Genomic DNA, 21,983 nt, shown 5'->3' on the forward strand with positions numbered 1-21,983 from the left:
GCACCGCTCCGCGCGGCGTCGCTCACCGGCCGGCCCCCACCCCGCCGCGTCGGCCTCGCGCACCGCTTCCGCTTCGGTCTTGATTGCCGGACGGGCCCGAGACGGCCGGTGGTGACGTCGGGCGAGAGGAGGGAGGAAGCCAGCGTCCCTACTCGCTGGACGGGATCGATCCGCCGGACGGGCTCGAAGAGGCGACGGTGGGGGTGGAGGAGGGGACGGGGGAGGAGGCGGGGGAGGAGGCGGTGGCAGCGGCGGGGATGGCTCAGGCGCCAGAGGCGGCGGGGACTGCGGGGGCGGCATCTGTGGCCAGGTGGCGACGAGCGAAGTCGAGTTCCAGACGGAGCTGCTTGATCCTCTCCTCCACCACGAGCGAACCGTGCCCCGCGTCGTACCGGTAGACCTCGTGCACCGCGTCACGGCCCTTCAGCCGGTCCACATAGTTCTCGACCTGGCGGATCGGGCATCGCGGGTCGTTGACGCCCGCCGAGATGTAGACCGGCGCACGGACGGCGTCGACGTACGTCAACGGGGACGAGGCCTCGAAGCGCTCGGGAACCTCCTCCGGAGTGCCGCCCAGCAGTGTCCGGTCCATCGCCTTCAGGTCCTCCATCTCGTCGTGATACGCCGTGACGTAGTCCGCGACCGGGACCGCCGCCAGGCCCAGGGCCCAGTCGTCCGGCTGTGTGCCGAGGCCGAGCAGGGTCAGATAGCCACCCCAGGAACCACCGGCCAGGACCAACTTCGCCGGGTCCGCGAGACCGGACTTCACCGCCCACTCCCGTACCGCGGCGATGTCCTCCAGCTCGATCAGGCCGATCCGGTGCTTGAGCGCGTCCGTCCAGGCACGGCCGTATCCGGTGGAGCCGCGGTAGTTCACCCGGACGACCGCGTAGCCGTGGTCCACCCAGGCGGCGGGGCCGGAGGCGAAGGCGTCGCTGTCGTGCCAGGTCGGGCCGCCGTGGATCTCGAAGACCGTGGGGAACGGCCCCTCGGCCGGGGCGGCCGGCCGCTGGACGAGCGCGTGGACGCGGCCTCCGGGGCCGTCCACCCACACGTCCTCCACCGCCACGGATGCAGGCGCCTTCGGGCCGGGCGGATCGAGCACCACCGCACCCGAGGTCGACCGGATGACGGGCGGCTGCGCGGCCGACGACCACACGTACTCCACCGTGCCGTCCGGCCGGGCCGTGGCACCCGACACCGAACCCGCGGGGGTCTCCACCCGGACGGGAGCGCTGCCCGCCCCCGGCTCGTACCGCCACAGGTCGCTGCGGGCCTCGAAGCCGTGCACGATCAGCAGTGCGGAGGCGTCCGGATACCACTCGGCGCCCACGTCACCGGGCAGGTCGAGGGCGAGCTCCGTCTCCGTCCCCGTCATCGGGTCCCAGATCATCGGCTCCCAGCGGCCCCGGCGCTGATGCCCGACCAGCAGCCTCGTGTCCCCGGCGCCGGGGGCGAAGCCCAGCACGGACAGGCCCAGTTCCTTCGTGCCGCCCTCGGTGTCGTCCAACTCGGCGACCGTCGACCCGTCCGGCCGCACGACACGCAGCGCGGAGTGCATCGCGTCGCCGTGCTCGGTGTGCTCCAGGGCGATCAGCGTGCCGTCATGACTGAGGTCGCCGACGCCTGCCGACTCGCGGTGCCGGTAGATCTCGACGGGCGCGGCCCCGGGCCGTACGACATGGATCGTCGTCCCGTCCTCGTCGGTCGAACGGCCGACCACCGCCGTACCGTCCCGCCCGATCGCGAGCCCGGCCGGGTACGAGGCGCCGAGACCGGGCGCCGCCGGCTCGTCCACCGCTTCCTCACCCTCGCCGCCGCGGAACGGCTGACGCATCCACACCCCGAACTCGTCCCCGTCGGTGTCGTTGAACCACCAGATCGACTCGCCGTCCGGTGTCAGCACGCCGTCCGTCGTCCCGTTGGGCCGCTTGGTCACCTGCCGCTGCTCACCGGTGGCGCGGTCCCACGCGTACAGCTCGTACGTGCCCGTGGCATTGGAGACGAACAGCGCGCGGTCCGGTGCGTCCTCCGCCCAGTCGGGCAGCGACACCCGCGGCGCGCGGAAACGCTGTTCCCATTCCGGCACAGAAGCCGATGCTGACGCGGACGCGGATGTTGCCGGAGCCGGAGCCGGAGCCGGAGCCGGAGCGGAAGCGGTCGCCGGGGCGGAAGAGGCCGTCGAACCAGTGATCTCAGTCATGTCCCCCATTCTGCGCCGGAACGCCGACAATCCGTTCGCATCGTCCTCAGCCTGTGGATAACCTCCCGGACATACATGCACCGACTCCCGCCGACTGGCACGAGGCCAACCGCGCGCACTGGGACGAGCGGGTCCCCATCCATGCCGTGAGCGACTTCTACGACCTCGAATCCTTCCGCGAAGGCAAGGACGCCCTGCGCGACTTCGAACTCGCCGAGGTCGGGGATGTCACCGGCAAGTCGCTGCTGCACCTGCAGTGCCACATCGGGGTCGACACCCTCTCCTGGGCCCGGCACGGTGCCGCGCACGTCGTCGGTCTGGACTTCTCCGAACCGGCCGTCGAGACCGCGCGCGGCCTGGCCCGCGAGCTCGGGTTCACCCAGGACCGGGCGGCCTTCGTCGCCGCCGACGTCCATGACGCCGCGGAGGCCGTGCCGGACTCGTCGTACGACATCGTCTACACCGGTGTCGGCGCGCTGAACTGGCTTCCCGACACCCGGCGCTGGGCCGAGACCGCCGCATCGCTCGTCGCGCCCGGCGGCTTCCTCCACCTCGCGGAATTCCATCCGATCACGGACTGCCTCGACGACTCGACCGGCACGAAGGTCGTGCACGACTACTTCAGCCGTGACGCGTGGGTGGACGAGTCGCCGGGCACGTACGCGGACTTCGACGCACCGACCGTCCACAACCGCAGTGTCGAATGGCAGCACCCGATCGGTGACGTGGTGTCGGCACTGGCGGCGGCCGGGCTGCGGATCGAGTTCCTGCACGAGCACGACATCTCGTTGTTCGCGCGCTCCCCGTCGCTGGAGCGGCAGGGCGACGGCTCCTACCGATTCCCGGCCGACCGTCCGCGCATCCCGCTGATGTACTCGATCAAGGCGTCACGGCCGGCCGAGTCCTGATCGAGGGCCGACACCAGGGCCCAAGGCCGATTCCGGGCTCAAGGCCGATTGTCAGTGGTGAGGTTCAGACTCGAACCATGACCACGACTGCTGATCTGCGCACCGCGGTGGAGACGTACTGGACCGCGGCCGACGCCCGCGACTGGGACACCTTCGCCACGACGCTCACCGACGAGGTGCTGTACGACCTGCCGCAGACCCGCGAACGCATTCGCGGGAAGGAGCGGTACGTGCGGTTCAACCGGGAGTATCCGGGGGACTGGCGCGTCCGTGTCGAACGGGTCGTGGCCGACCGGGAAGGGCAGCAGGCCGCTGCCCGGACGCTCTTCACAGTCGGCCGGCAGGAGCTGCACGCCATCCACTTCTTCACGTTCGACGAGGAGGGCCGGATAAGCGGGATCACCGACTTCTGGCCCGAACCGTACGAGCCCCCGGCGGGCCGGGAGCACCTTGTCGAACGGTACTGAACCGTCCGACGGGATGCAGGAGAAGCCGGCTGTGCTCCGCCCGGCATCCGGCCCCGGTCGTCCGCCGCGTCGGAGTCGGCCTCGGCCACCGCCGTGCTCGCCACCGCTGTCGCCTTGCCGTGCGTCGACCGGGGAGAGCCGCCCGGATCCGAAGCAATCCGCCGTGGAGCGTGGCAACGCGCCCGAGCCCGGAACAACGTGCCCGCGCCCGAACGCAACAGGAGCGCGGCGGGCCGCCGGAAGTACCCCGGCAACCCGCCGCATTCCTGTACCTCCCTCGTCCGCGTCCTACGCGGCCGAGCGGAAGGCCGGAAGATAGCCGCCCGACTGCCCGGCGGCCTTGGGGTGGTACGAGTTGTAGACCGGGATCGACACACTGTGGAGCCAGGCGTCGCCGGAGCACAGCTCATGTCCGGTGAATTCGTCCACCACGCTGGAGAACGTGAATCCGGCATTGGCCGCCTGCTTGGCGATGACGCCGTTCAGGACATCGGACGCGTTGTTGATGGCCGACCGTTCCTTCTCCGAGAGCCCGGCGATGCAACTGCCGCTCAGTTCGTAGAAGCGCGGGTAACCCAACACCACGACATGTGCCTGCGGGGCCCGCGAGCGGATGGAGCCGTAGAGCGAACTCAAGCCGGAAGGAAGGGAGTTCTGGATCTGCGACACGGCCGAGCTCACGCTGCTCAGGCAGGTGGCCTCGCTGGACAGCACGCAGGCCTGCATGACATCGGCGAAGCCGACGTCATTGCCGCCCGCAGTGACGCTGACCAGGCCGGTGGACGAGTTCAGCGCGCCCAGCTGGCTGCTGACCACGGAACTCGTCGTGGCGCCCGAACAGGCGACGAAGGCGAAAGAGGAAGGTGAGTTCGCCGCTGCCCAGAGGTAGGGGTAGGCATTGGTGCTGCGGCGGCAGTCACCGCTGTCGGAGAGGTAGCTCCCGGCGCCGACACCGGAGGAGTACGAGTCGCCGAGAGCGACGTACCCACCGGCGGCGGCCGAGGAGGATGCCGAGGCCGGCTGGGCGATGCCCAGGGCGGCCACGGCGGCGAGGAGCAGAGTGGATGCGGACGCCCAGAATCTCCGTACTGACATGGCTGTCAGCCCTCCGAAGTGTGGGGGGTGGGTGGGGGGTTGATTGAGCGCCACGTTTCTAGCAGCTCTTGGTACTCGCCGGTAATGGCTGCGCAAGAACTGGTCTGATTTGCCCGAATGATCGTTCGGTGGCGGTAGCTCCGCGCGTAGATAAACCTCTCGACGCGCCTGGATCTCCGCGTGACGAGCGCACATCCGGGCTACGGAGTCGGGCCTGCGGGAGCGGGGACCTCAGGGCCGGGCAGGTCGGCGATGCCTCGGTCGTTCACGTTCCCCCGAGCCGCCCGGCGCGTGCTCGACGTGTTCACGGGGCGGGGCGCGGTGGGCCCTCTCGCCTCGAACCGGAGTGGCCGACAGCGGTGATGGGTTCTCCGTACGGAGGAGGGTGGCATCGGCCCCGCCGCCCGGTGTGTCGGGCAGCGGGGCCGACGGGGCCGGTGACGGGGGTGGTGGGGCGGGCCGGAGCGCGGGGATCGTCAGGGAGCCCCTCGTCTCCATGTCCTCGCGGATCCGGACGTCGCGCGCCGCGACCGAACCGTAGGCCCCACGAAACCGCCCCCTGTGAAGCGGCCGGCCCCGAGGTTACGGGGTTGCCGCCACAGAGGGCGTTCTCGTGAATCTGCGGGGGTCAGTTGTGGCCGAACCTCCGCTGCTTCCGGTGGGAGACCTGTTCTGAGATCGAGTGCACCGTGTCCTGGACAGGCGTCCGCTGCGTCTGCTCCTTGGTCTCAGGAACAACGCTGCGTTCGTGGCCGCCGGTGCGGGCACCCCGGTTCTGCCGACTCTGCTTCTTGCCCACGATCGTGCCTCCTGTAGCGGATCTCGGACGATGGGCCATTACTAGATTCGCATATGAGTGCGAAAGCTGCATATCGGGTAACTGCTGCCGGGTGTGCTCGTATCGATGCGGGCGTGGAAGAAGGGGGCAACCGTGTGTACGACGTGGTGCCGCGGCGGGCCGGGCCAAACCGGCCTCCATGGGAACGGACCTCTGCGGGCAAGCCCTCTCCAGCGGATCGGCCGGATCGGCCGACTCGGGTGGATCGAACAGATAGGCCGGATCGGGTGGATCAGGTGTATGGGTCGGATCGGGTGGATGTGAATCAGGCAGATATTGGGGTGCGGCCGGATCGGGCCGGACTTAGGGTCGATGCCCGTGGAACCGCTCAGTGAGAAACAGATCCGTTCGTCCTTCGTGAACTGCACCAAGGGCGACGCGGCACGGCTGCGGCTGCCGCTCGACTTCGGCGAACTGCCATGGGGGGAGCTGGACTTCCTGGGCTGGGTGGACCCAGGAGCGCCGCTGCGGGCGCATCTCGTGCTGCCCCGGGAGCAGGGTCCGTTGGGGATCTCGCTGCGTGTGCCCTCCGTGGGTCGCACCAGTGCGGTGAAGTCCAGCCTGTGCCAGGTCTGCCTGACAGGCCACGCCGCCTCCGGGGTCGCGCTGCTCGCCGCCCCGTTGGCGGGCGTCCGGGGGCGCGAGGGCAACACGGTCGGTATCTATATGTGCGCGGACCTCGCCTGCCCCCTGTACCTACGGGGCAAGCGGCAGCCGAAGCTGCGTTCCGGGCGGTACGAGGAGTCCCTGACCCTGGACGAGCGGCGCGCGCGCATGTGGGGCAACCTGAATGCCTTCGTGGCCAAGGTCGCCGTGGCTTGAGTGCTGATGGGCGTGTCCCGTCACCTCGCGGGGAAGCCCGCGTGACCGACGGAATCACCAGAGTTGTGACAGCGATCGGCCACAACGGGTCCGTCGGCAGGACACGTGCCGGATCGGAGGTTCCGAAGAAGGAGGCGAGTCTGCTCGGGGCGCGGCCGCCGTCGTCGCTACCGGGACCGGATCACTGGAGGCTCTTCCAGAAGGCGTGGTCGTGGTCAGCCGTGAAGTCCGCGCGCCTCCAGGCTTCAGAGGACAGCGTCTGCACGTATCCACGCTCACCGAGGAAGGCCGGCCGGCTCGTCCTGCCCGAAGCGGCGAAGCCCACCCATGTGTGGAGCATCCGATCGCGGAATCCCATCTGCTCATCCTTGATGTTCTCGAAGAGGGCCAGGTCGAACAGGTAGGGCAGTTCGGCCATGTGCTGGGCGCGCGGGTCGAAGCTGGGGGCCGGGAACCCCTTGAACCAGGGGGTGTTGCGTTCGCTGAACTCGTACATCCGTGTCGGGGTCCACTTCGACAGCAGGCGCGCGGTGTCGAGCGTCGGCACCGACCACGTCGCGTCGGTGCGGACCGCGGCCAGGGCTTCGCCCGCCGAGGCGAACCTGCTCAGCGGATAGCGCCGTCATCGTCCTCGACGACCGGAGCAGGCGTAGGGCCGCCACTTCCTGATCGACTCCCTGCGGGGAGCCGATCCCGAAGTCGTGTCCCAAACGGCTCCCAAAAGAGCCCCGGAAACCACTCAGGGGCTTGATCCACTGAGTGGATCAAGCCCCTGACCTGGTACTTCAGCTGTCGGGGTGGCGGGATTTGAACCCACGACCTCTTCGTCCCGAACGAAGCGCGCTGCCAAGCTGCGCTACACCCCGATCGCCGCCGGTGTTCTGGCGACATCGATTACTTTAGCCCACCCGCGCCCGCAGACGAAATCCGGTTTATGTGCCGCTGAGGGCGGGGGAGGGGCAAGGGGGCCGTGGCTGATCAGCCACGGGGGGTCAGGGTCAGCAGGGTCGCCTCCGGGGGGCAGGCGAAGCGGACCGGGGTGTAGCGGTTGGTGCCGCAGCCTGCGGAGACGTGGAGGTAGGCGCGGTTGTCCTCGACGGAGTGGGTGGACAGGCCCTTGACCCGGTCCGTGTCCAGGTCGCAGTTGGTGACCAGGGCCCCGTAGAAGGGGATGCAGAGCTGGCCGCCGTGGGTGTGACCGGCCAGGATCAGAGGGTAACCGTCCCTGGTGAAGGCGTCGAGGGAGCGCAGATAGGGGGCGTGGACGACGCCGACGGAGAGGTCGGCACCCGTCTCGGGGCCGCCGGACACCTCCGCGTAGCGGTCGCGCTTGATGTGCGGGTCGTCCAGGCCGGTGAAGGCGATCTCCAGGCCGTCGATCTTGAGGCGGCCTCGGGTGTTGGACAGCCCCAGCCAGCCCGCCTCGTCGAAGGCGTCGCGCATCGGTCCCCAGGGGTTGTGGACGACGCCGACCGCCGGGGTGTTGCCGTTGAGGCCGTGCCGGCCCTGGGCCTTCTCGAAGAGGTAGCGCGCCGGGTTGCGGAGCTTGGGGCCGTAGTAGTCGTTGGAGCCGAAGACGTACACGCCCGGGAACTCCATCAGCGGACCGAGCGCGTCGAGCAGCTCGGGCACGGCCCCGGGGTCCGAGAGGTTGTCGCCGGTGTTCACGACGAAGTCCGGGCGCAGTCCGGCCAGCGACTGCAGCCAGGCGCGCTTCTTGCGCTGGCCGCTCACCATATGGATGTCGGAGACCTGGAGCACGCGCAACGGGCGTGCCCCGTCGGGGAGTACGGGGATGGTGACCCGCCGCAGGCGGAACGAGCGGGCCTCGAATCCGGCGGCGTAGGCGAGGCCGGCCACGCCGACCGCTGCGCCGACTGCCGTGACTTTCAGGGGTACTCCGTAGCGTGCGCGCATGCGCCCATCGTCGCAGACGCCGTGCGGCGGTAAGAAAACCGGCGGGCGCCTGCTGCCCCGTACCTGCCACAATCAGCACATGACCACGCTCAAGTCCAAGCTCAAGGAAGACCTCACCACGGCCATGAAGGCGCGTGACGAGCTGACCTCGTCCACGCTCCGGCTGACCCTCACCGCGATCGCGAAGGAGGAGGTCAGCGGCAAGACGGCGCGTGAGCTCTCCGACGACGAGGTGCGGAAGGTGATCGCCAAGGAGGCCAAGAAGCGCCGTGAGGCGGCCGAGGCCTTCGCCCAGGGCGGCCGGGCCGAGCAGGCCGAGCGCGAGAGGGCCGAGGGCGAGCTGCTCGACGCGTACCTGCCGAAGCAGCTGAGTGACGACGAACTGGGCGCGATCGTGGCGTCCGCCGTCGAAGAGGCCAGGGCCGCCGGGGCCGAGGGCCCGCGGGCCATGGGCGCCGTCATGAAGATCGTGAACCCGAAGGTCGCGGGGCTCGCGGACGGTGGCCGGGTGGCGGCCGCGGTGAAGAAGCTCCTGGCGGGCTGAGGCAGCGCGCCGTACGGACTACGGACAGGGCTGTACGCGAAAAGCAGGGCTGTACGCGAAAAGGCGGGGCGCCCCGGATCGGGATCGATCCGGGGCGCCCCGCCTTCATGTGCGTGTGCCGTATGGGTCAGGGGCCCTGCGTGCCGCCGTTGGCCTGTCCGCGGTGGCCGCCGTTGTTCCCGCCGATCAGGTCCGGCGGGATGCTGATGCCGGGGAACGGGGTTTTGTTGCCGGGCTTGCTGCCCCCGGCGCCCCGCCTGTCCCTGCCCCTCTCCCTGTCTCTGTCGTCGTGGCCCCTGGGCGGATCCGGGATGTTGACGGTGTTGAACGCGGGTGCGGGCACTCCATCGAGGGCGCCCGTCATCGCGTCTCGCCAGATGGGTCCGGGGACCTGTCCGCCGTACACCTTGTCCTGGTACACGCCACCGATGGTGATGTGCTCCATCTCGACGCTCTGGGACGGGCTGCCGACCCAGACCGCGCCGGACATGTTCGGCGTGTAGCCGACGAACCAGGCGTTCTTACGGGCGTCGGTCGTACCGGTCTTGCCCGCGTTGTCGCGGTTCTGAAGGCCGGCTTCCTGGCCCGTACCGGAGTCGACCACGCCGCGCAGCAGGGTGTTGATCGTGTCCGCCGTCGTCTGCGACATCGCCTGTGAGCAGGTGGTCTTCGGCACGGGCAGCGAGGTGCCGTCCGCCTTCTTGACCGATTCGATGGCGATCGGTGTGCAGTACGTGCCGCGGTTGGCGAAGGTGGCGTACGCGCCGGCCATCGTCAGCGGCGACAGGCCGTTGGACCCGAGGGTCAGCGTGGACGGGTTCTGCGGCAGCTTGGTGCCGTCGCCCTGCACCACACCCAGCTTGTCGGTCATCTGCGAGACCGGGCACATGCCGATGTCCTGGAGCATCTGCACGAAGTAGGTGTTGACGGACTTCTCCATCGCCTCCTTCAGCGCGTACGGCCCCTTCTCGGACTCGCTCTCGTTCTCCAGGTGATACTTCGGCACGCCGTCATTGACCCATGGCTTCTCGCAGGACTGCACGGTGTCCGGGTAGTCCATCTCGTACGGGGACGGGTAGACCTGGGTGGCCGGCTTGCCGCCCTCTATGGCCGCCGCGGCGAGGAAGGGCTTGAACGTCGAACCGGTCGGGAAGCCGTAGTTCGAGCCGCCCATGCTCTTGTTGACCGAGTAGTTGTACTGGGTCTCGTTGGGTCCGAAGCCGTACGGCTTGGACTGGCCCATTCCCATGATCTTGCCGGTGCCCGGCTGGACCAGCGTCACGGCCGTCGCGACCTTGTCCGACTTGTAGACGTGGCTCTTGATCGAGTTCTGCACCGACTGCTGGGACTGCGGGTCGAGCGTCGTCCGGACCGTCAGACCGCCCCGGTTCCAGATCTTGGCCCGGTCCTCCTTGGTCTTGCCGAAGGCCTGGTCGGTGAGGAAGACGTTGCGTACGTAGTCGCAGAAGAAGCCCGCGCCGCTGACGGCCGTGATGCAGCCGTTCTTCGGCTTCTTGACCTTCAGCTTGATCGGGTTGGCCTTCGCCTTGTCGGCCTCGGCCTGTGTGATGTCACCGACGTCGGCCATGCGCTGGAGCACGGTGTTGCGCCGCTTGGTCGCCTCCGCCGTGTCATTGACCGGGTCGTAGCGGCTCGGCGACTGCACGATGCCGGCCAGCAGCGCGGCCTCCTCCAGCGTCAGGTCCTTCGCCGACTTGGAGAAGTAGCGCTGGGAGGCGGCTTCGACGCCGTACGCCTGCTGCCCGAAAAAGGTGATGTTCAGGTAGTTCGCCAGGATCCGCTTCTTGCCGAGCTTCTCCTCGACCTGGATCGCGTACTTCAGCTCCTGGATCTTGCGGCCCATGGTCTGCTGAGTGGCCTGCGCGACCTTGTCCGGGTCGTCGCCGGCCTCCTCGATGAAGACGTTCTTCACGTACTGCTGCGTGAGGGTCGATGCGCCCTCCGCGGCCCCGCCCGTCTGCACATTGCGGTTCAGTGCGCGCAGGATGCCCTTGAGGTCGATCGCCCCGTGCTCGTAGAAGCGGGCGTCCTCGATCGCCACGATCGCCTTCTGCATGTACGGCGAGATGTCCTTCAGCTTGACCACCGTGCGGTCGCGCGAGTACACCGTGGCGATCATTCCGCCCTTGCTGTCCAGGATCGTGGTGCGCTGGCTCAGCGGCGGAGTCTGGAGATTGGCCGGGATCTCGTCGAATCCCTGGACCGTTCCCTTGGTGGCGAGCCCCAGGGCTCCGGCGGCCGGCAGCGCGATGCCTGCGAGCACAACTCCGGAAAGTGCGGCGACACCGAGGAACTTGGCGGCCTGCTGGGTCGTCGTGAGACCCCCGCCTGAGCGCTTCTTTGGCATGGGGGCAGCCTACGTTCTCATTCGCCGGACACACGTATATGCCTTGGCCTAAGCTGCTCTCAACTGTCACAGCAGTCCCGTTGCGCATCAACCCCCGTGCACGATCCGGCCACACGTTCAGGCGCTCCCGAAATCGCCTCCTATGTCATCGAACGTCCGTTGTGATCCAGGAGAACTGTCCCAAATCTGAGGGGATAGTCACGTATGTCCTCACCTCACTCCCCTGGGTGATCTGCCGCATACGCATAGTCCGTTCGGGCCATCCAAGATTGGGCCCGAAGGGGGTGTTGTGCTGTCGCCGCCTTCCGTAACGTCCTCAACTGGCAGCGGTGAATATGCCGCTGCCGCCGTGGGGGAGCCTCGATTCGGGAGAGGACGGCGCCGTGATGGGCTGGGTAACCGACTGGAGTGCGCAGGCAGCCTGCCGCACTACTGATCCGGATGAACTGTTCGTACAAGGGGCAGCGCAGAACAGGGCCAAGGCGGTGTGCACCGGATGCCCGGTGCGGACCGAGTGCCTGGCCGACGCGCTGGACAATCGCGTCGAGTTCGGCGTGTGGGGCGGAATGACGGAGCGGGAGCGCCGCGCGCTGCTGCGCAGGCGGCCCACCGTCACGTCCTGGCGCCGGCTGCTGGAGACCGCGCGCAGCGAGTACGAGCAGTCCGCGGGCATCCTGCCCGTGGCGATCGGACTGGACGGCGATGAACTCCACGAGAGGTACGCCGCGGTGGGATAGGGCGAACGGCCAGCTACGCAGCTCCGGCCGGGGTGGAGCCGGTCGCGAGCCGGTTCCCGATGGCTCGGAGACCTGCGAGGTCATGTACATCACCGGGCAGCGCGGCCACTTGGGTCACGGCGACCTCGGGATGCAGCGCGGTGAAGCGGTCGCGCGTACGTCGTTCGCGTGCGACTACCTGCATGCGTTCCGCGTGCAGCCGCAACAGGCCTGCGGTCAACTGCTCGACGGAAGCGGCCTCGGGAGAAGCTCCGGAAGCCGGTTCAGGATCTGTTTCCGAACCAGTTTCCGGGACCGATTCCGTTTCCGGATCCGGCTCGGAGTCTCGGGTCGTTTCGGGGTCCAACTCGTGGTCTTCGATGTCCTTGTGGGCGGCAACGGAGGCGGCGACGGCTTCGGGGGAGGCTACCGACCGGTCGTCCGGGTCACGAAGTCCAGCCTTCCCGGCCGCCTGATCCACAATGCCGACCCCGTCAAGATTTTCTGCGGCCGCCAGGGCGCGCTGGGCGGAGAGCCGGGCGGCGTCGCTGCCGTGGACGCGGTTGAGCACCAGACCGGCCAGCGGCATCTCCTCTGCGGCCAGCCGTTCCACGAAGTACGCCGCCTCGCGCAGCGCGTCCTGCTCCGGTGTTGCGACGACCAGGAACGCCGTGCCGGGCGCCTGCAGCAGTTTGTACGTGGCGTCGGCCCGGGTGCGGAAGCCGCCGAACATGGTGTCCATCGCCGCCACGAAGGTCTGCACGTCGCGCAGAAACTGACCGCCGAGCAGCTTGCCGAGGGTGCCGGTCATCATCGACATGCCCACGTTGAGGAACTTCATCCCGGCCCGGCCGCCCATCTTCGCCGGGGCCATCAGCAGCTTGATGAACTTTCCGTCCAGGAACGAACCGAGCCGTTTGGGCGCGTCCAGGAAGTCCAGTGCGGAGCGCGACGGCGGGGTGTCGACGATGATCAGGTCCCACTCGTTGCGCGCGCGCAACTGGCCGAGCTTCTCCATTGCCATGTACTCCTGCGTGCCCGCGAAACCGGCTGACAGGGACTGGTAGAAGGGGTTCTCCAGGATCGCGCGGGCCCGCTCGCCGTCCGCGTGCGCCTCGACGATCTCGTCGAAGGTCCGCTTCATGTCGAGCATCATGGCGTGCAGTTCCCCGGCGCCCTCGCCCGTGATGCCCGGCACCCGGCGCGGGATGTTGTCCAGCGAGTCGATGCCCATGGACTGGGCGAGCCTGCGGGCCGGGTCGATGGTGAGGACGACGACCTTACGGCCTCGCTCGGCCGCCCGTACGCCCAGCGCCGCGGCGGTCGTGGTCTTGCCCACCCCGCCGGAACCGCAGCACACGACGATCCGGATCTCGGGGTCGTCGAGCAGTGCGTCGGTGTCCAGCACGGGGGTGAGCGCGGGTGCGGGGTCCTGGGTGGCGGGCGTGGTGGCGGCCCTGGCCTTGTTCGTGGTGGCGGTGGTGGTGGCGCCGGTGTCCGTTCCGGTGGCTTTGTCCGTAGATGTGGGCATGGGTGTGGACGTGGGCATGGACGTGGACGGGACCGCGTTCTTGACCCCGTCCGTGTCCGTGTCCGTGACCCTGTCCGCGAACACAGACGTGCCCGTGCCCGTGGTAGTGACCTCGGTAGCGGCCGAGTCCGGGGCTGTGTCTATGCCGGTGGCAGTGGCTGCGGCCGATTCGGTGCCGGTGCCGGTGCCGGTGCCCGCTCCCGTGCCCGTGGTTGTGCCGGTGCCGGCACCCGTACTCGTGCCCTGTGTCACGTACCCACCCCTTGTCCCGCCCCGTCACCCACACCCTGCTTGCGCAGTTCGGTCGCCAGGTCGTAGAGCCCGGCGGGATCCATCCCCTCGCCGATCAGGGGGAGTTCGTACCCCGGCAGCTCCAGACCCGCGAGCACCGCACGCTGCTCACGCTCCAGCTCGACCCGCTGGGCATGCTCGGCGGCCTGCTCGACCAGAGGGCGCACGAGCCCCGCGGAGCCGGTCACGCCCGCTCGCGTCAGCGCCTTGGCGATCTCCTTGCGGCGGCCCCCGGCCGCGGTGCGCAGCGTGTCCCCGTCCAGCAGATGCGGTCGCACCATGTTCACGATGACCCGGCCGACCGGCAGTTCGGCGGCCCGGAGCTCCGCGATGCCGTCCGCGGTCTCCTGGACGGGCATCTCCTCAAGCAGCGTCACCAGATGGACCGCGGTCTCGGGGGACTTCAGCACCCGCATCACGGCCTGTGCCTGATTGTGTATCGGGCCGATCCGGGCCAGCCCCGCCACCTCGTCATTGACATTGAGGAAGCGCGTGATGCGTCCGGTGGGCGGGGCGTCCATGATCACGTAGTCGTAGATGTACCGGTTCTGCTTGTCCTTGCGGCGTACGGCCTCGCAGGCCTTGCCGGTCAGCAGTACATCCCGTACGCCGGGCGCGATGGTCGTGGCGAAGTCGATCGCACCGAGCTTCTTGAGCGCCCGGCCCGCGCTGCCGAGCTTGTAGAACATCTGGAGGTAGTCGAGAAGGGCGCGCTCCGCGTCGATCGCGAGGGCGTACACCTCGCCTCCTCCCGGCGCGACGGCGATCTTGCGCTCCTCGTACGGAAGGGACTCCGTCTCGAAGAGCTGGGCGATGCCCTGCCTGCCCTCGACCTCCACAAGGAGGGTGCGTCTTCCCTCAGCCGCGAGGGCGAGCGCGAGGGCGGCGGCGACCGTGGTCTTACCGGTACCACCCTTGCCGCTGACGACCTGGAACCTGCTCACGTATTCGAGCCTAACCAGTCGGGCCACGGGCTACGCACGAGGCTGTGCGTGCCAGGCATTACAGTCGGGCCATGACCAAGTGGGAATACGCGACCGTGCCCCTTCTCGTGCACGCGACGAAGCAGATTCTGGACACCTGGGGCGAGGACGGCTGGGAGCTGGTCCAGGTCGTTCCCGGCCCGAACAACCCCGAGCAACTCGTGGCCTACCTGAAGCGGGAGAAGGCGTAGTGGCGGGCTCCGTCGAGGCGAAGCTCGCCGAGCTCGGGCTGACGCTGCCGGACGTCGTACCGCCGCTGGCCTCGTACCAGCCGGCCGTGCAGTCCGGGGTGTACGTGTACACCTCCGGCCAGCTGCCGATGGTGGACGGCAAGCTCGCGGTCACCGGCAAGGTCGGTGCGGAGGTCACACCCGACGAGGCCAAGGAACTGGCGAAGACCTGCGCGCTCAACGCGCTGGCCGCCGTGAAGTCCGTCGCGGGCGACCTGGACCGGATCGCGCGTGTGGTGAAGGTCGTGGGCTTCGTCGCCTCGGCCGCCGACTTCACCGGCCAGCCCGCCGTGATCAACGGTGCCAGCGAGTTGCTGGGCGCGGTCCTCGGCGACAAGGGCGTGCACGCGCGCAGCGCGGTGGGCGTCGCGGTGTTGCCGCTGGACGCACCGGTGGAGGTCGAGGTCCAGGTCGAGCTGGTCGGGGACTGAGGTCTGAGCTCTGCGCCTGCCGCGGTCGTTGGCCTGTGAGCCGTACGCCGGCTGTGTCGCCGGGCGTATGAGTCGTACGCCTGCTGAGCGTCCGCTGCAGGCTCTTTGATCCCGTCCGGTCGTCACGACCGGGCGGGATCATGTGTGTACAAGGCATGTACGGGTCAACGTGCCTCTCGAACATCGTCGCGGTTCCGGATAGCCTCCGGCCATGTCCAAGTCCAATGGTCAGTGGTACCCATCGGAATGGCCCGACCGGATCCGGGCACTCGCCGCCGGTGAGCTGACGGCCGCGAGCCCGAGGCGTGCCGCGACCGTGATGCTGCTCCGGGATCCGGCCGCCGGCACCGAGGGCGGCCCCGCCGTCCACATGTTGCGCCGCCGCTCCTCCATGGCCTTTGCCGGCGGGGCGTACGCCTATCCGGGTGGCGGAGTCGATCCGCGCGACGACGACCGGCTCGTCGACTGGGCCGGACCCGGACTGGAGAGCTGGGCCGAGCGGCTCGGTGTCGATACGGGGACCGAGGCGCAGGCCATCGTCTGCGCGGCGGTCCGCGAGACGTACGAGGAGGCAGGCGTCCTCCTCGCAGGCCCGGCCGCCGACACGGTCGTCAGTGACGCCACCGGCGCCGACTGGGAGGCCGACCGAGAGGCGCTGGTCGCCCGGGAGCTGTCCTTCGCGGAGTTCCTGGACCGGCGCGGTCTGGTGCTGCGCTCGGATCTGCTGGGCGCCTGGGCGCGCTGGATCACCCCCGAGTTCGAGCCGCGCCGCTACGACACCTGGTTCTTCGTCGCCGCGCTCCCCGAAGGCCAGCGCACCCGCAACGCCTCCACGGAAGCCGACCGCACCGTGTGGATCCGGCCAGGCGAGGCGGCCGACGGGTACGACAGGGGCGAATTGCTGATGATGCCGCCGACCGTTTCGACCCTGCGGGCGCTCAGGCCGTACGGGACGGCTGCCGAGGCCCTGAAGGCGGCGGAATCCCAGGACCTCACCCCCGTGCTGGCACAGGCGCGGCTGGAGGGCGACGGGCTGGTGCTGAGCTGGCCGGGGCACGACGAGTTCACCAAGCACATCCCGCGCGGGCCGGCCGGTGGCCTCGGCGGTGACGGTGGCGGGGGAGGTGAAGCCGTATGAGCGACGCGGCCGCGCTGCCCGGACAGCCACGCGGTGGGGTCCCGTCCGGCCCGGCCACCACTCGTACCGTCAATGTCCTGGCGCCCAACGCCTCGGCGATGACGCTGGACGGCACCAACACCTGGATCGTCGCCGAGCCGGATTCCGAGCTCGCGGTCGTCATCGACCCGGGGCCGCTGGACGACATACATCTGCGGGCCGTCATGGACACCGCCGAGCGGGCGGGCCGCCGGATCGCGCTCACTCTGCTCACCCACGGACATCTCGATCACGCGGAGGGCGCGGCACGCTTCGCCGAGCTGACCCGTACGAAGGTGCGCGCCCTGGATCCGGCGCTGCGCCTCGGCGACGAGGGCCTGACGGCGGGGGATGTGATCACCACCGGGGGACTGGAGATGCATGTCGTGCCGACCCCCGGGCACACCGCGGACTCGCTCTCCTTCCATCTGCCCGCGGACAGGGCGGTGCTGACAGGCGACACGATCCTCGGACGCGGCACCACGGTCGTCGCGCATCCGGACGGGCGGCTCGGCGACTACCTCGACTCGTTGCGGAGGCTGCGGTCGCTGACCATCGACGACGGCGTGCACACGGTGCTGCCGGGCCACGGCCCGGTCCTGGAAGACGCGCAGGGAGCGGTCGAGTTCTACCTCGCGCACCGCGCGCACCGGCTGGCCCAGGTGGAGACGGCGGTCGAGGCCGGACACCGGACGGCGTCGGAGGTGGTGGCGCAGGTGTACGCGGACGTGGACCGGTCCTTGTGGCCCGCGGCGGAGCTCTCAGTGCTGGCGCAGCTGGAGTACCTGGGCGAGCACGGGCTGATCTAGGGTTCCTCGTTTCGGTCAGGCCGGATCAGCGGGCGTGGATCAGACCGGATCGGCAGGCAATGGATCAGGCCGGATCAGCGGGCGTGGACCAGGCCGGATCAGCAGGCGCGTGGACCAGGCCGGACAGCAGGCGCGGCACCGGGGCGCGACAGCCCTTGGATCCATACGAGAGGCTCTGGGACGGACATGCGCAAGGCCCCGCCGGGAGGCAGGGCCTTGCAGAGGCAGTCGACACTTCACCCGCCCGCCCGCCCGCCCGTCCGTCCGACCGGGCGGGGGGGCGTGTCCCGGGTCCGGCGTCGGGCAGCGCCTAGCGGGACCGCTTCGCCAGGCGCTCCACGTCCAGCAGGATCACGGCGCGCGCCTCCAGGCGCAGCCAGCCGCGTCCGGCGAAGTCGGCGAGTGCCTTGTTGACCGTCTCGCGGGAGGCGCCGACCAGCTGGGCCAGCTCTTCCTGGGTCAGATCGTGGACGACGTGGATGCCTTCCTCCGACTGGACACCGAAGCGGCGTGACAGGTCGAGGAGGGCGCGGGCGACGCGACCCGGGACGTCCGAGAAGACCAGGTCGGACATCTGGTCGTTGGTCTTGCGCAGTCGGCGGGCGACGGCGCGCAGCAGGGCGGTGGCCACCTCGGGGCGGGCGTTCAGCCAGGGCTGGAGGTCACCGTGGCCGAGGCCGAGGAGCTTGACCTCGGTCAGTGCGGTCGCGGTGGCCGTGCGCGGGCCCGGGTCGAAGAGCGACAGCTCACCGATCAGCTCGCCGGGGCCGAGGACCGCCAGCATGTTCTCGCGCCCATCGGGGGAGGTGCGGTGGAGCTTCACCTTGCCCTCGGTGACCACATAGAGGCGGTCGCCCGGGTCGCCCTCGTGGAAGAGCGCGTCGCCGCGTGCGAGGGTCACCTCACTCATCGAGGCGCGGAGCTCCGCGGCCTGCTCATCATCGAGCGCCGCGAAAAGCGGGGCGCGCCGCAGAACGTCGTCCACGAGTTCTCTCCTTGTCGGCCTGTTCAGGGAACCGTGGTCCCCATCATGCCGGACGGTAAAACAGTGCGATCAATCACAAACCAGTTTGACGCACGGACGTGCCGAACTGTGCGGCAGGGGGCCGATTGGGGGTGGATGCATCGCGACCGCGGCGGATGTCGGTGCGTGGCTCTAGGCTGGCCGGGTGTCTAGATCGCCGGTGAGAGCGCAGGCCAAGGGGGCTGGTGGGGTGTCGGAAGGCCGTGATTCCGCTGTGGGCGAACAGGCTGGGGGCAGCCTGGAAAAGGCGACAAAACGCGCTGCGGTCGGGCGTGCCCCGAGGGCCGGAGCCCAGGCAGCAGAGAAGCCCGTGACCAAGCCTGTGACCAAGCGGACGGCGAAGCCTGCGGCGGGGAGGGCCGCGCAGCCCGCAGTGAAACCCGCACCGAAGTCCGCTGGGAATGTCGCCGGGAAAGCCGTCGGGAAAGCCGCCGCGAAGGACGCGTCGGAATCCACCACGAAGACCACCGTGAAAGCCGCCACGAAGTCCGTCACGAAGACCACCGTGAAAGCCTCGCAGGCAGGAACGAAGGCAGGAACCAGAACCGGAGCGAAACCGGAATCGCATCTGGCGATGGTCCGCCGGGCCCGCAGGATCAACCGTGAGCTCGCCGAGCTCTACCCGTACGCCCACCCCGAGCTGGACTTCAGGAACCCCTTCGAGCTTCTCGTCGCCACGGTGCTCTCCGCCCAGACCACCGATCTGAGGGTCAACCAGACCACCCCCGCGCTCTTCGCCGCCTACCCCACCCCCGAGGACATGGCCGCGGCCGTCCCGGAGGAAATGGAAGAGCTCATTCGGCCGACCGGCTTCTTCCGGGCCAAGACCAAGTCGCTGATAGGCCTCTCCATGGCCATCAGGGACAATTTCGGCGGCGAGGTGCCGGGTCGCCTCACTGATCTCGTCACACTTCCCGGGGTCGGCCGCAAGACGGCCAATGTCGTCCTCGGGAATGCCTTCGGTGTTCCGGGCATCACGGTCGACACCCACTTCGGGCGCCTGGTCCGCCGCTGGAAGTGGACGGAGCAGGAGGACCCGGAGAAGGTCGAGGCCGAGGTCGGCGCGATCTTTCCCAAGAGTGAGTGGACGATGCTTTCCCACCGCGTCGTCTTCCACGGCCGCCGCGTCTGTCACGCCCGCAAGCCCGCCTGCGGAGCCTGTCCGATCGCCCCGCTCTGCCCCGCGTACGGGGAGGGTGAGACGGACCCGGAGAAGGCCAGGAAACTGCTGAAGTACGAGATGGGCGGTCAGCCCGGCCAGCGGCTGAGCCCGCCGCCGGACTACCCGGGCAAGCCCGCGCCGGCCCTGGGAGCCGACCGACCTACGGCGCTCGCTCCGGAACGAAATGCGTGACGACAGGCGTTGTGAGACGAGGGGTGCCTATGAAGACGCACGAACAGAGCAAGCAAGAACAAGCCACGCACGAACAACCCACGCACGAACAACCCACGCACGAACAGAACACGCGCGAACGGGCCGCGCACGAGCAGACGCGGCGTGATCGCATCGCGGAGGCGCCGACCGCGCCTGCGGCGGTCAGTCCGGCGGCGGCCGTTGCGGTGGCGGCCGCCGCAATGGCGGGCGCGGCACACGACTCCGCCATCACCGTCACGGCCGAGGGCCTGCCCGACTGGCTCGACCCCGTGGCCCGTGCCTCGCGAACCATCGAGCCGGACCAGCTCAGCCGCTTTCTGCCGCCCGAGAGCGGCGCCGGGCGGCAGTCCGCCGTACTCGTACTGTTCGGAGAGGGTGAGTGCGGCCCCGAGCTGCTTCTCATGGAGCGAGCCGGAAGCCTGCGTTCCCATGCTGGGCAGCCTTCCTTCCCCGGTGGCGCCCTGGACCCGGAGGACGGCGACCAGGCGACGACAGGGCCGCTCAGGGCCGCGCTGCGGGAGGCCCGGGAGGAGACCGGCCTCGATCCGCGCGGGGTCCAGCTCTTCGGCGTGCTGCCCCGGCTCTACATCCCCGTGAGCGGCTTCGTCGTGACGCCGGTCCTCGGCTGGTGGCGGTCGCCGAGCCCGGTCGGTGTGGTCGATCCGGGTGAGACCGCCAGGGTCTTCACCGTCCCCGTGGCGGATCTCACGGATCCGGCCAATCGCGCGACCGCGGTCCATCCGAGCGGTCACCGAGGCCCGGCATTTCTGGTCGAATCCGCCCTGGTCTGGGGTTTCACGGCCGGAGTGATCGACCGCATTCTCCACTTCGCAGGCTGGGAGCGCCCGTGGGACACCGCCAAGCAGGTGCCGCTCGACTGGCGCGCATGACAGGCTGAACCCCGTGCTGTGCTGTCCGGCCCCGCCCGGAACCAGCCGAAGGAACGGGCCCGGTGACGAATCTGCGAGGCTATAGACGGTGAACGTGCTGGACATCCTGCTGCTGGCCGCCGCCGTGTGGTTCGCGGTCATCGGCTATCGCCAGGGGTTCGTGGTCGGCATCCTGTCGGTGATCGGGTTCCTGGGCGGCGGTCTCGTCGCCGTCTATCTGCTGCCGGTCCTGTGGGACCAACTGACGAACGGATCCGAGGTCTCATCGACCGCAGCCGTCGTGGCCGTCGTCGTCGTGATCGTCTGCGCCTCGGTGGGGCAGGCATTCACCACCCACCTCGGGAACAAGCTCCGCCGGTACATCACGTGGTCACCCGCGCGCGCCCTCGATGCCACCGGCGGCGCCCTGGTCAACGTGGTCGCGATGCTGCTGGTCGCCTGGCTCATCGGTTCGGCGCTGGCCGGCACGTCACTGCCGACGCTGGGCAAGGAGGTCCGCAGTTCCTCGGTTCTGCTGGGCATCTCCCGCGTGATGCCCAACCAGGCCTCCACCTGGTTCACGGACTTCTCCTCCGTCCTCGCGCAGAACGGCTTCCCGCAGGTCTTCAGCCCCTTCGTCAACGAGCCGATCACCGAAGTCCGCGCCCCGGACCCGGCGCTGGTCGGCAGCCCCGTGGCAGCCCGCGCCAAGGAGTCCATCGTCAAGGTCGTCGGTACGGCGCCGAGCTGCGGCAAGGTCCTCGAAGGCACCGGTTTCGTCTTCTCCGACCGCAGGGTGATGACCAACGCCCACGTCGTCGGCGGCGTCGACGAGCCGACCGTCCAGATCGGCGGCCAGGGGCGGCTGTACGACGCGAAGGTCGTCCTCTACGACTGGCGGCGGGACATCGCCGTACTCGACGTACCGGATCTCCGCGCGAAGCCGCTGAAGTTCACCGACACCGACCACGATGCCCAGACCGGGAACAGCGCCATCGTCGCGGGCTTCCCGGAGAACGGCTCGTACGACGTACGTGCCGCGCGTGTCCGGGGCCGCATAGACGCCGATGGCCCGGACATCTATCACCGGGGCACCGTTCGCCGCGACGTGTACTCGCTCTACGCGACGGTCCGTCAGGGCAATTCCGGCGGACCGCTGCTGACCCCCGACGGAAAGGTGTACGGGGTCGTCTTCGCGAAATCGCTCGACGACCCCGACACCGGCTACGCCCTGACGGCCGACGAGATCCGCGAGGACATCGCGCACGGGCACGCCGCCAACCAGCAGGTCGACAGCCAGTCGTGCGCGCTCTAGTTCCGTACTTCGCGGGTGGCTGAGTCGGGTGGATTTGTTGCCTGGCCGTGTCCGGTCCGGGGGTGGTCGTGTTGACCGGGTGTGACGAAGT

At 69.3% G+C, this 21,983-nt stretch carries 21 protein-coding genes and 1 tRNA gene; 12 read left to right on the plus strand and 10 right to left on the minus strand.

Annotated elements, in window-relative coordinates; genetic code table 11:
* Nucleotides 1–262: 262 nt before the first annotated feature.
* Nucleotides 263–2,212: a prolyl oligopeptidase family serine peptidase gene (locus ABZ826_RS20465; protein ID WP_361449874.1), complete on the minus strand. Its 1,950-nt coding sequence runs from the start codon at nt 2,210–2,212 to the stop codon at nt 263–265.
* Between the two features lie 62 nt (nt 2,213–2,274).
* On the opposite strand from ABZ826_RS20465, the gene ABZ826_RS20470 reads away from it, so the two are divergent.
* Together ABZ826_RS20470 and ABZ826_RS20475 are read left to right on the plus strand one after the other, a co-directional pair.
* Nucleotides 2,275–3,111 carry a methyltransferase domain-containing protein gene (locus ABZ826_RS20470; RefSeq protein WP_361449923.1) on the plus strand — a complete coding sequence of 279 codons (837 nt, stop codon included), beginning with the start codon at nt 2,275–2,277 and terminating at the stop codon, nt 3,109–3,111.
* A gap of 77 nt (nt 3,112–3,188) precedes the next feature.
* Nucleotides 3,189–3,578, plus strand: coding sequence for a nuclear transport factor 2 family protein (locus ABZ826_RS20475; RefSeq protein ID WP_361449877.1), 390 nt, complete (start codon nt 3,189–3,191; stop codon nt 3,576–3,578).
* Between the two features lie 288 nt (nt 3,579–3,866).
* On the opposite strand, the gene ABZ826_RS20480 is transcribed toward ABZ826_RS20475, so the two are convergent.
* Complete coding sequence (locus ABZ826_RS20480) at nt 3,867–4,673, minus strand: SGNH/GDSL hydrolase family protein (RefSeq protein ID WP_361449880.1); 807 nt, start codon at nt 4,671–4,673, stop codon at nt 3,867–3,869.
* 628 nt (nt 4,674–5,301) lie between these two features.
* The gene (locus ABZ826_RS20485) at nt 5,302–5,472 is read right to left on the minus strand and encodes a hypothetical protein (protein ID WP_361449883.1); all 171 of its coding nucleotides are present in this window, start codon (nt 5,470–5,472) and stop codon (nt 5,302–5,304) included.
* A gap of 357 nt (nt 5,473–5,829) precedes the next feature.
* On the opposite strand from ABZ826_RS20485, the gene ABZ826_RS20490 reads away from it, so the two are divergent.
* Entirely contained in the window at nt 5,830–6,333 is a 504-nt protein-coding gene (locus ABZ826_RS20490) for an FBP domain-containing protein (protein ID WP_361449886.1), read from the plus strand.
* 181 nt (nt 6,334–6,514) lie between these two features.
* Here ABZ826_RS20490 and ABZ826_RS20495 read toward each other — a convergent pair whose 3' ends face one another.
* From ABZ826_RS20495 to ABZ826_RS20505, 3 genes are all read right to left on the minus strand, one after another.
* A complete protein-coding gene (locus tag ABZ826_RS20495; RefSeq protein WP_361449926.1) occupies nt 6,515–6,943 on the minus strand; it encodes a carboxylesterase family protein in 429 nt (142 codons plus the stop codon).
* Between the two features lie 182 nt (nt 6,944–7,125).
* Nucleotides 7,126–7,199: transfer RNA gene (locus ABZ826_RS20500), tRNA-Pro, on the minus strand.
* Between the two features lie 112 nt (nt 7,200–7,311).
* Complete coding sequence (locus ABZ826_RS20505) at nt 7,312–8,250, minus strand: metallophosphoesterase (protein WP_361449888.1); 939 nt, start codon at nt 8,248–8,250, stop codon at nt 7,312–7,314.
* Nucleotides 8,251–8,329: 79 nt separating this feature from the next.
* On the opposite strand from ABZ826_RS20505, the gene ABZ826_RS20510 reads away from it, so the two are divergent.
* Nucleotides 8,330–8,794 (plus strand): GatB/YqeY domain-containing protein, encoded by a 465-nt coding sequence (locus ABZ826_RS20510; protein WP_361449891.1) that lies wholly within the window; start codon nt 8,330–8,332, stop codon nt 8,792–8,794.
* 127 nt (nt 8,795–8,921) lie between these two features.
* Here ABZ826_RS20510 and ABZ826_RS20515 read toward each other — a convergent pair whose 3' ends face one another.
* A complete protein-coding gene (locus ABZ826_RS20515) occupies nt 8,922–11,162 on the minus strand; it encodes a transglycosylase domain-containing protein (protein ID WP_361449894.1) in 2,241 nt (746 codons plus the stop codon).
* A 386-nt stretch (nt 11,163–11,548) separates the two neighbouring features.
* Here ABZ826_RS20515 and ABZ826_RS20520 point away from each other — a divergent pair, with 386 nt between their 5' ends.
* Nucleotides 11,549–11,899, plus strand: coding sequence for a WhiB family transcriptional regulator (locus ABZ826_RS20520; protein WP_361449928.1), 351 nt, complete (start codon nt 11,549–11,551; stop codon nt 11,897–11,899).
* Nucleotides 11,900–11,912: 13 nt separating this feature from the next.
* Here ABZ826_RS20520 and ABZ826_RS20525 read toward each other — a convergent pair whose 3' ends face one another.
* Together ABZ826_RS20525 and ABZ826_RS20530 are read right to left on the minus strand one after the other, a co-directional pair.
* Entirely contained in the window at nt 11,913–13,409 is a 1,497-nt protein-coding gene (locus ABZ826_RS20525; protein ID WP_361449931.1) for an ArsA family ATPase, read from the minus strand.
* Nucleotides 13,410–13,657: 248 nt separating this feature from the next.
* Complete coding sequence (locus ABZ826_RS20530) at nt 13,658–14,644, minus strand: ArsA-related P-loop ATPase (RefSeq protein ID WP_361449897.1); 987 nt, start codon at nt 14,642–14,644, stop codon at nt 13,658–13,660.
* A 71-nt stretch (nt 14,645–14,715) separates the two neighbouring features.
* Here ABZ826_RS20530 and ABZ826_RS20535 point away from each other — a divergent pair, with 71 nt between their 5' ends.
* From ABZ826_RS20535 to ABZ826_RS20550, 4 genes are all read left to right on the plus strand, one after another.
* Nucleotides 14,716–14,874: a DUF4177 domain-containing protein gene (locus tag ABZ826_RS20535; protein ID WP_003967454.1), complete on the plus strand. Its 159-nt coding sequence runs from the start codon at nt 14,716–14,718 to the stop codon at nt 14,872–14,874.
* A complete protein-coding gene (locus ABZ826_RS20540) occupies nt 14,874–15,344 on the plus strand; it encodes a RidA family protein (protein WP_361449900.1) in 471 nt (156 codons plus the stop codon). The genes ABZ826_RS20535 and ABZ826_RS20540 overlap by 1 nt, the downstream gene beginning before the upstream one ends.
* Before the next feature lie 211 nt (nt 15,345–15,555).
* Nucleotides 15,556–16,482 carry an NUDIX hydrolase gene (locus tag ABZ826_RS20545; RefSeq protein ID WP_361449903.1) on the plus strand — a complete coding sequence of 309 codons (927 nt, stop codon included), beginning with the start codon at nt 15,556–15,558 and terminating at the stop codon, nt 16,480–16,482.
* Nucleotides 16,479–17,309 (plus strand): MBL fold metallo-hydrolase, encoded by an 831-nt coding sequence (locus ABZ826_RS20550; RefSeq protein ID WP_361449905.1) that lies wholly within the window; start codon nt 16,479–16,481, stop codon nt 17,307–17,309. Before ABZ826_RS20545 ends, ABZ826_RS20550 begins: the two co-directional genes overlap by 4 nt.
* Nucleotides 17,310–17,619: 310 nt before the next feature.
* Here ABZ826_RS20550 and ABZ826_RS20555 read toward each other — a convergent pair whose 3' ends face one another.
* A complete protein-coding gene (locus ABZ826_RS20555; protein WP_014046869.1) occupies nt 17,620–18,294 on the minus strand; it encodes a Crp/Fnr family transcriptional regulator in 675 nt (224 codons plus the stop codon).
* Nucleotides 18,295–18,838: 544 nt separating this feature from the next.
* Between ABZ826_RS20555 and nth the strand changes: the two genes are divergently transcribed.
* The 3 genes from nth (at nt 18,839) to ABZ826_RS20570 (ending at nt 21,892) form a co-directional block, all read left to right on the plus strand.
* A complete protein-coding gene (gene nth / locus ABZ826_RS20560) occupies nt 18,839–19,687 on the plus strand; it encodes an endonuclease III (protein WP_361449934.1) in 849 nt (282 codons plus the stop codon).
* Nucleotides 19,688–19,908: 221 nt separating this feature from the next.
* Entirely contained in the window at nt 19,909–20,598 is a 690-nt protein-coding gene (locus tag ABZ826_RS20565) for a CoA pyrophosphatase (RefSeq protein ID WP_361449937.1), read from the plus strand.
* A gap of 88 nt (nt 20,599–20,686) precedes the next feature.
* The gene (locus ABZ826_RS20570) at nt 20,687–21,892 is read left to right on the plus strand and encodes a MarP family serine protease (protein WP_361449907.1); all 1,206 of its coding nucleotides are present in this window, start codon (nt 20,687–20,689) and stop codon (nt 21,890–21,892) included.
* Nucleotides 21,893–21,983: the final 91 nt, after the last annotated feature.

The organism is Streptomyces sp. NPDC047515 (genome assembly GCF_040643055.1).
Classification (GTDB): domain Bacteria; phylum Actinomycetota; class Actinomycetes; order Streptomycetales; family Streptomycetaceae; genus Streptomyces.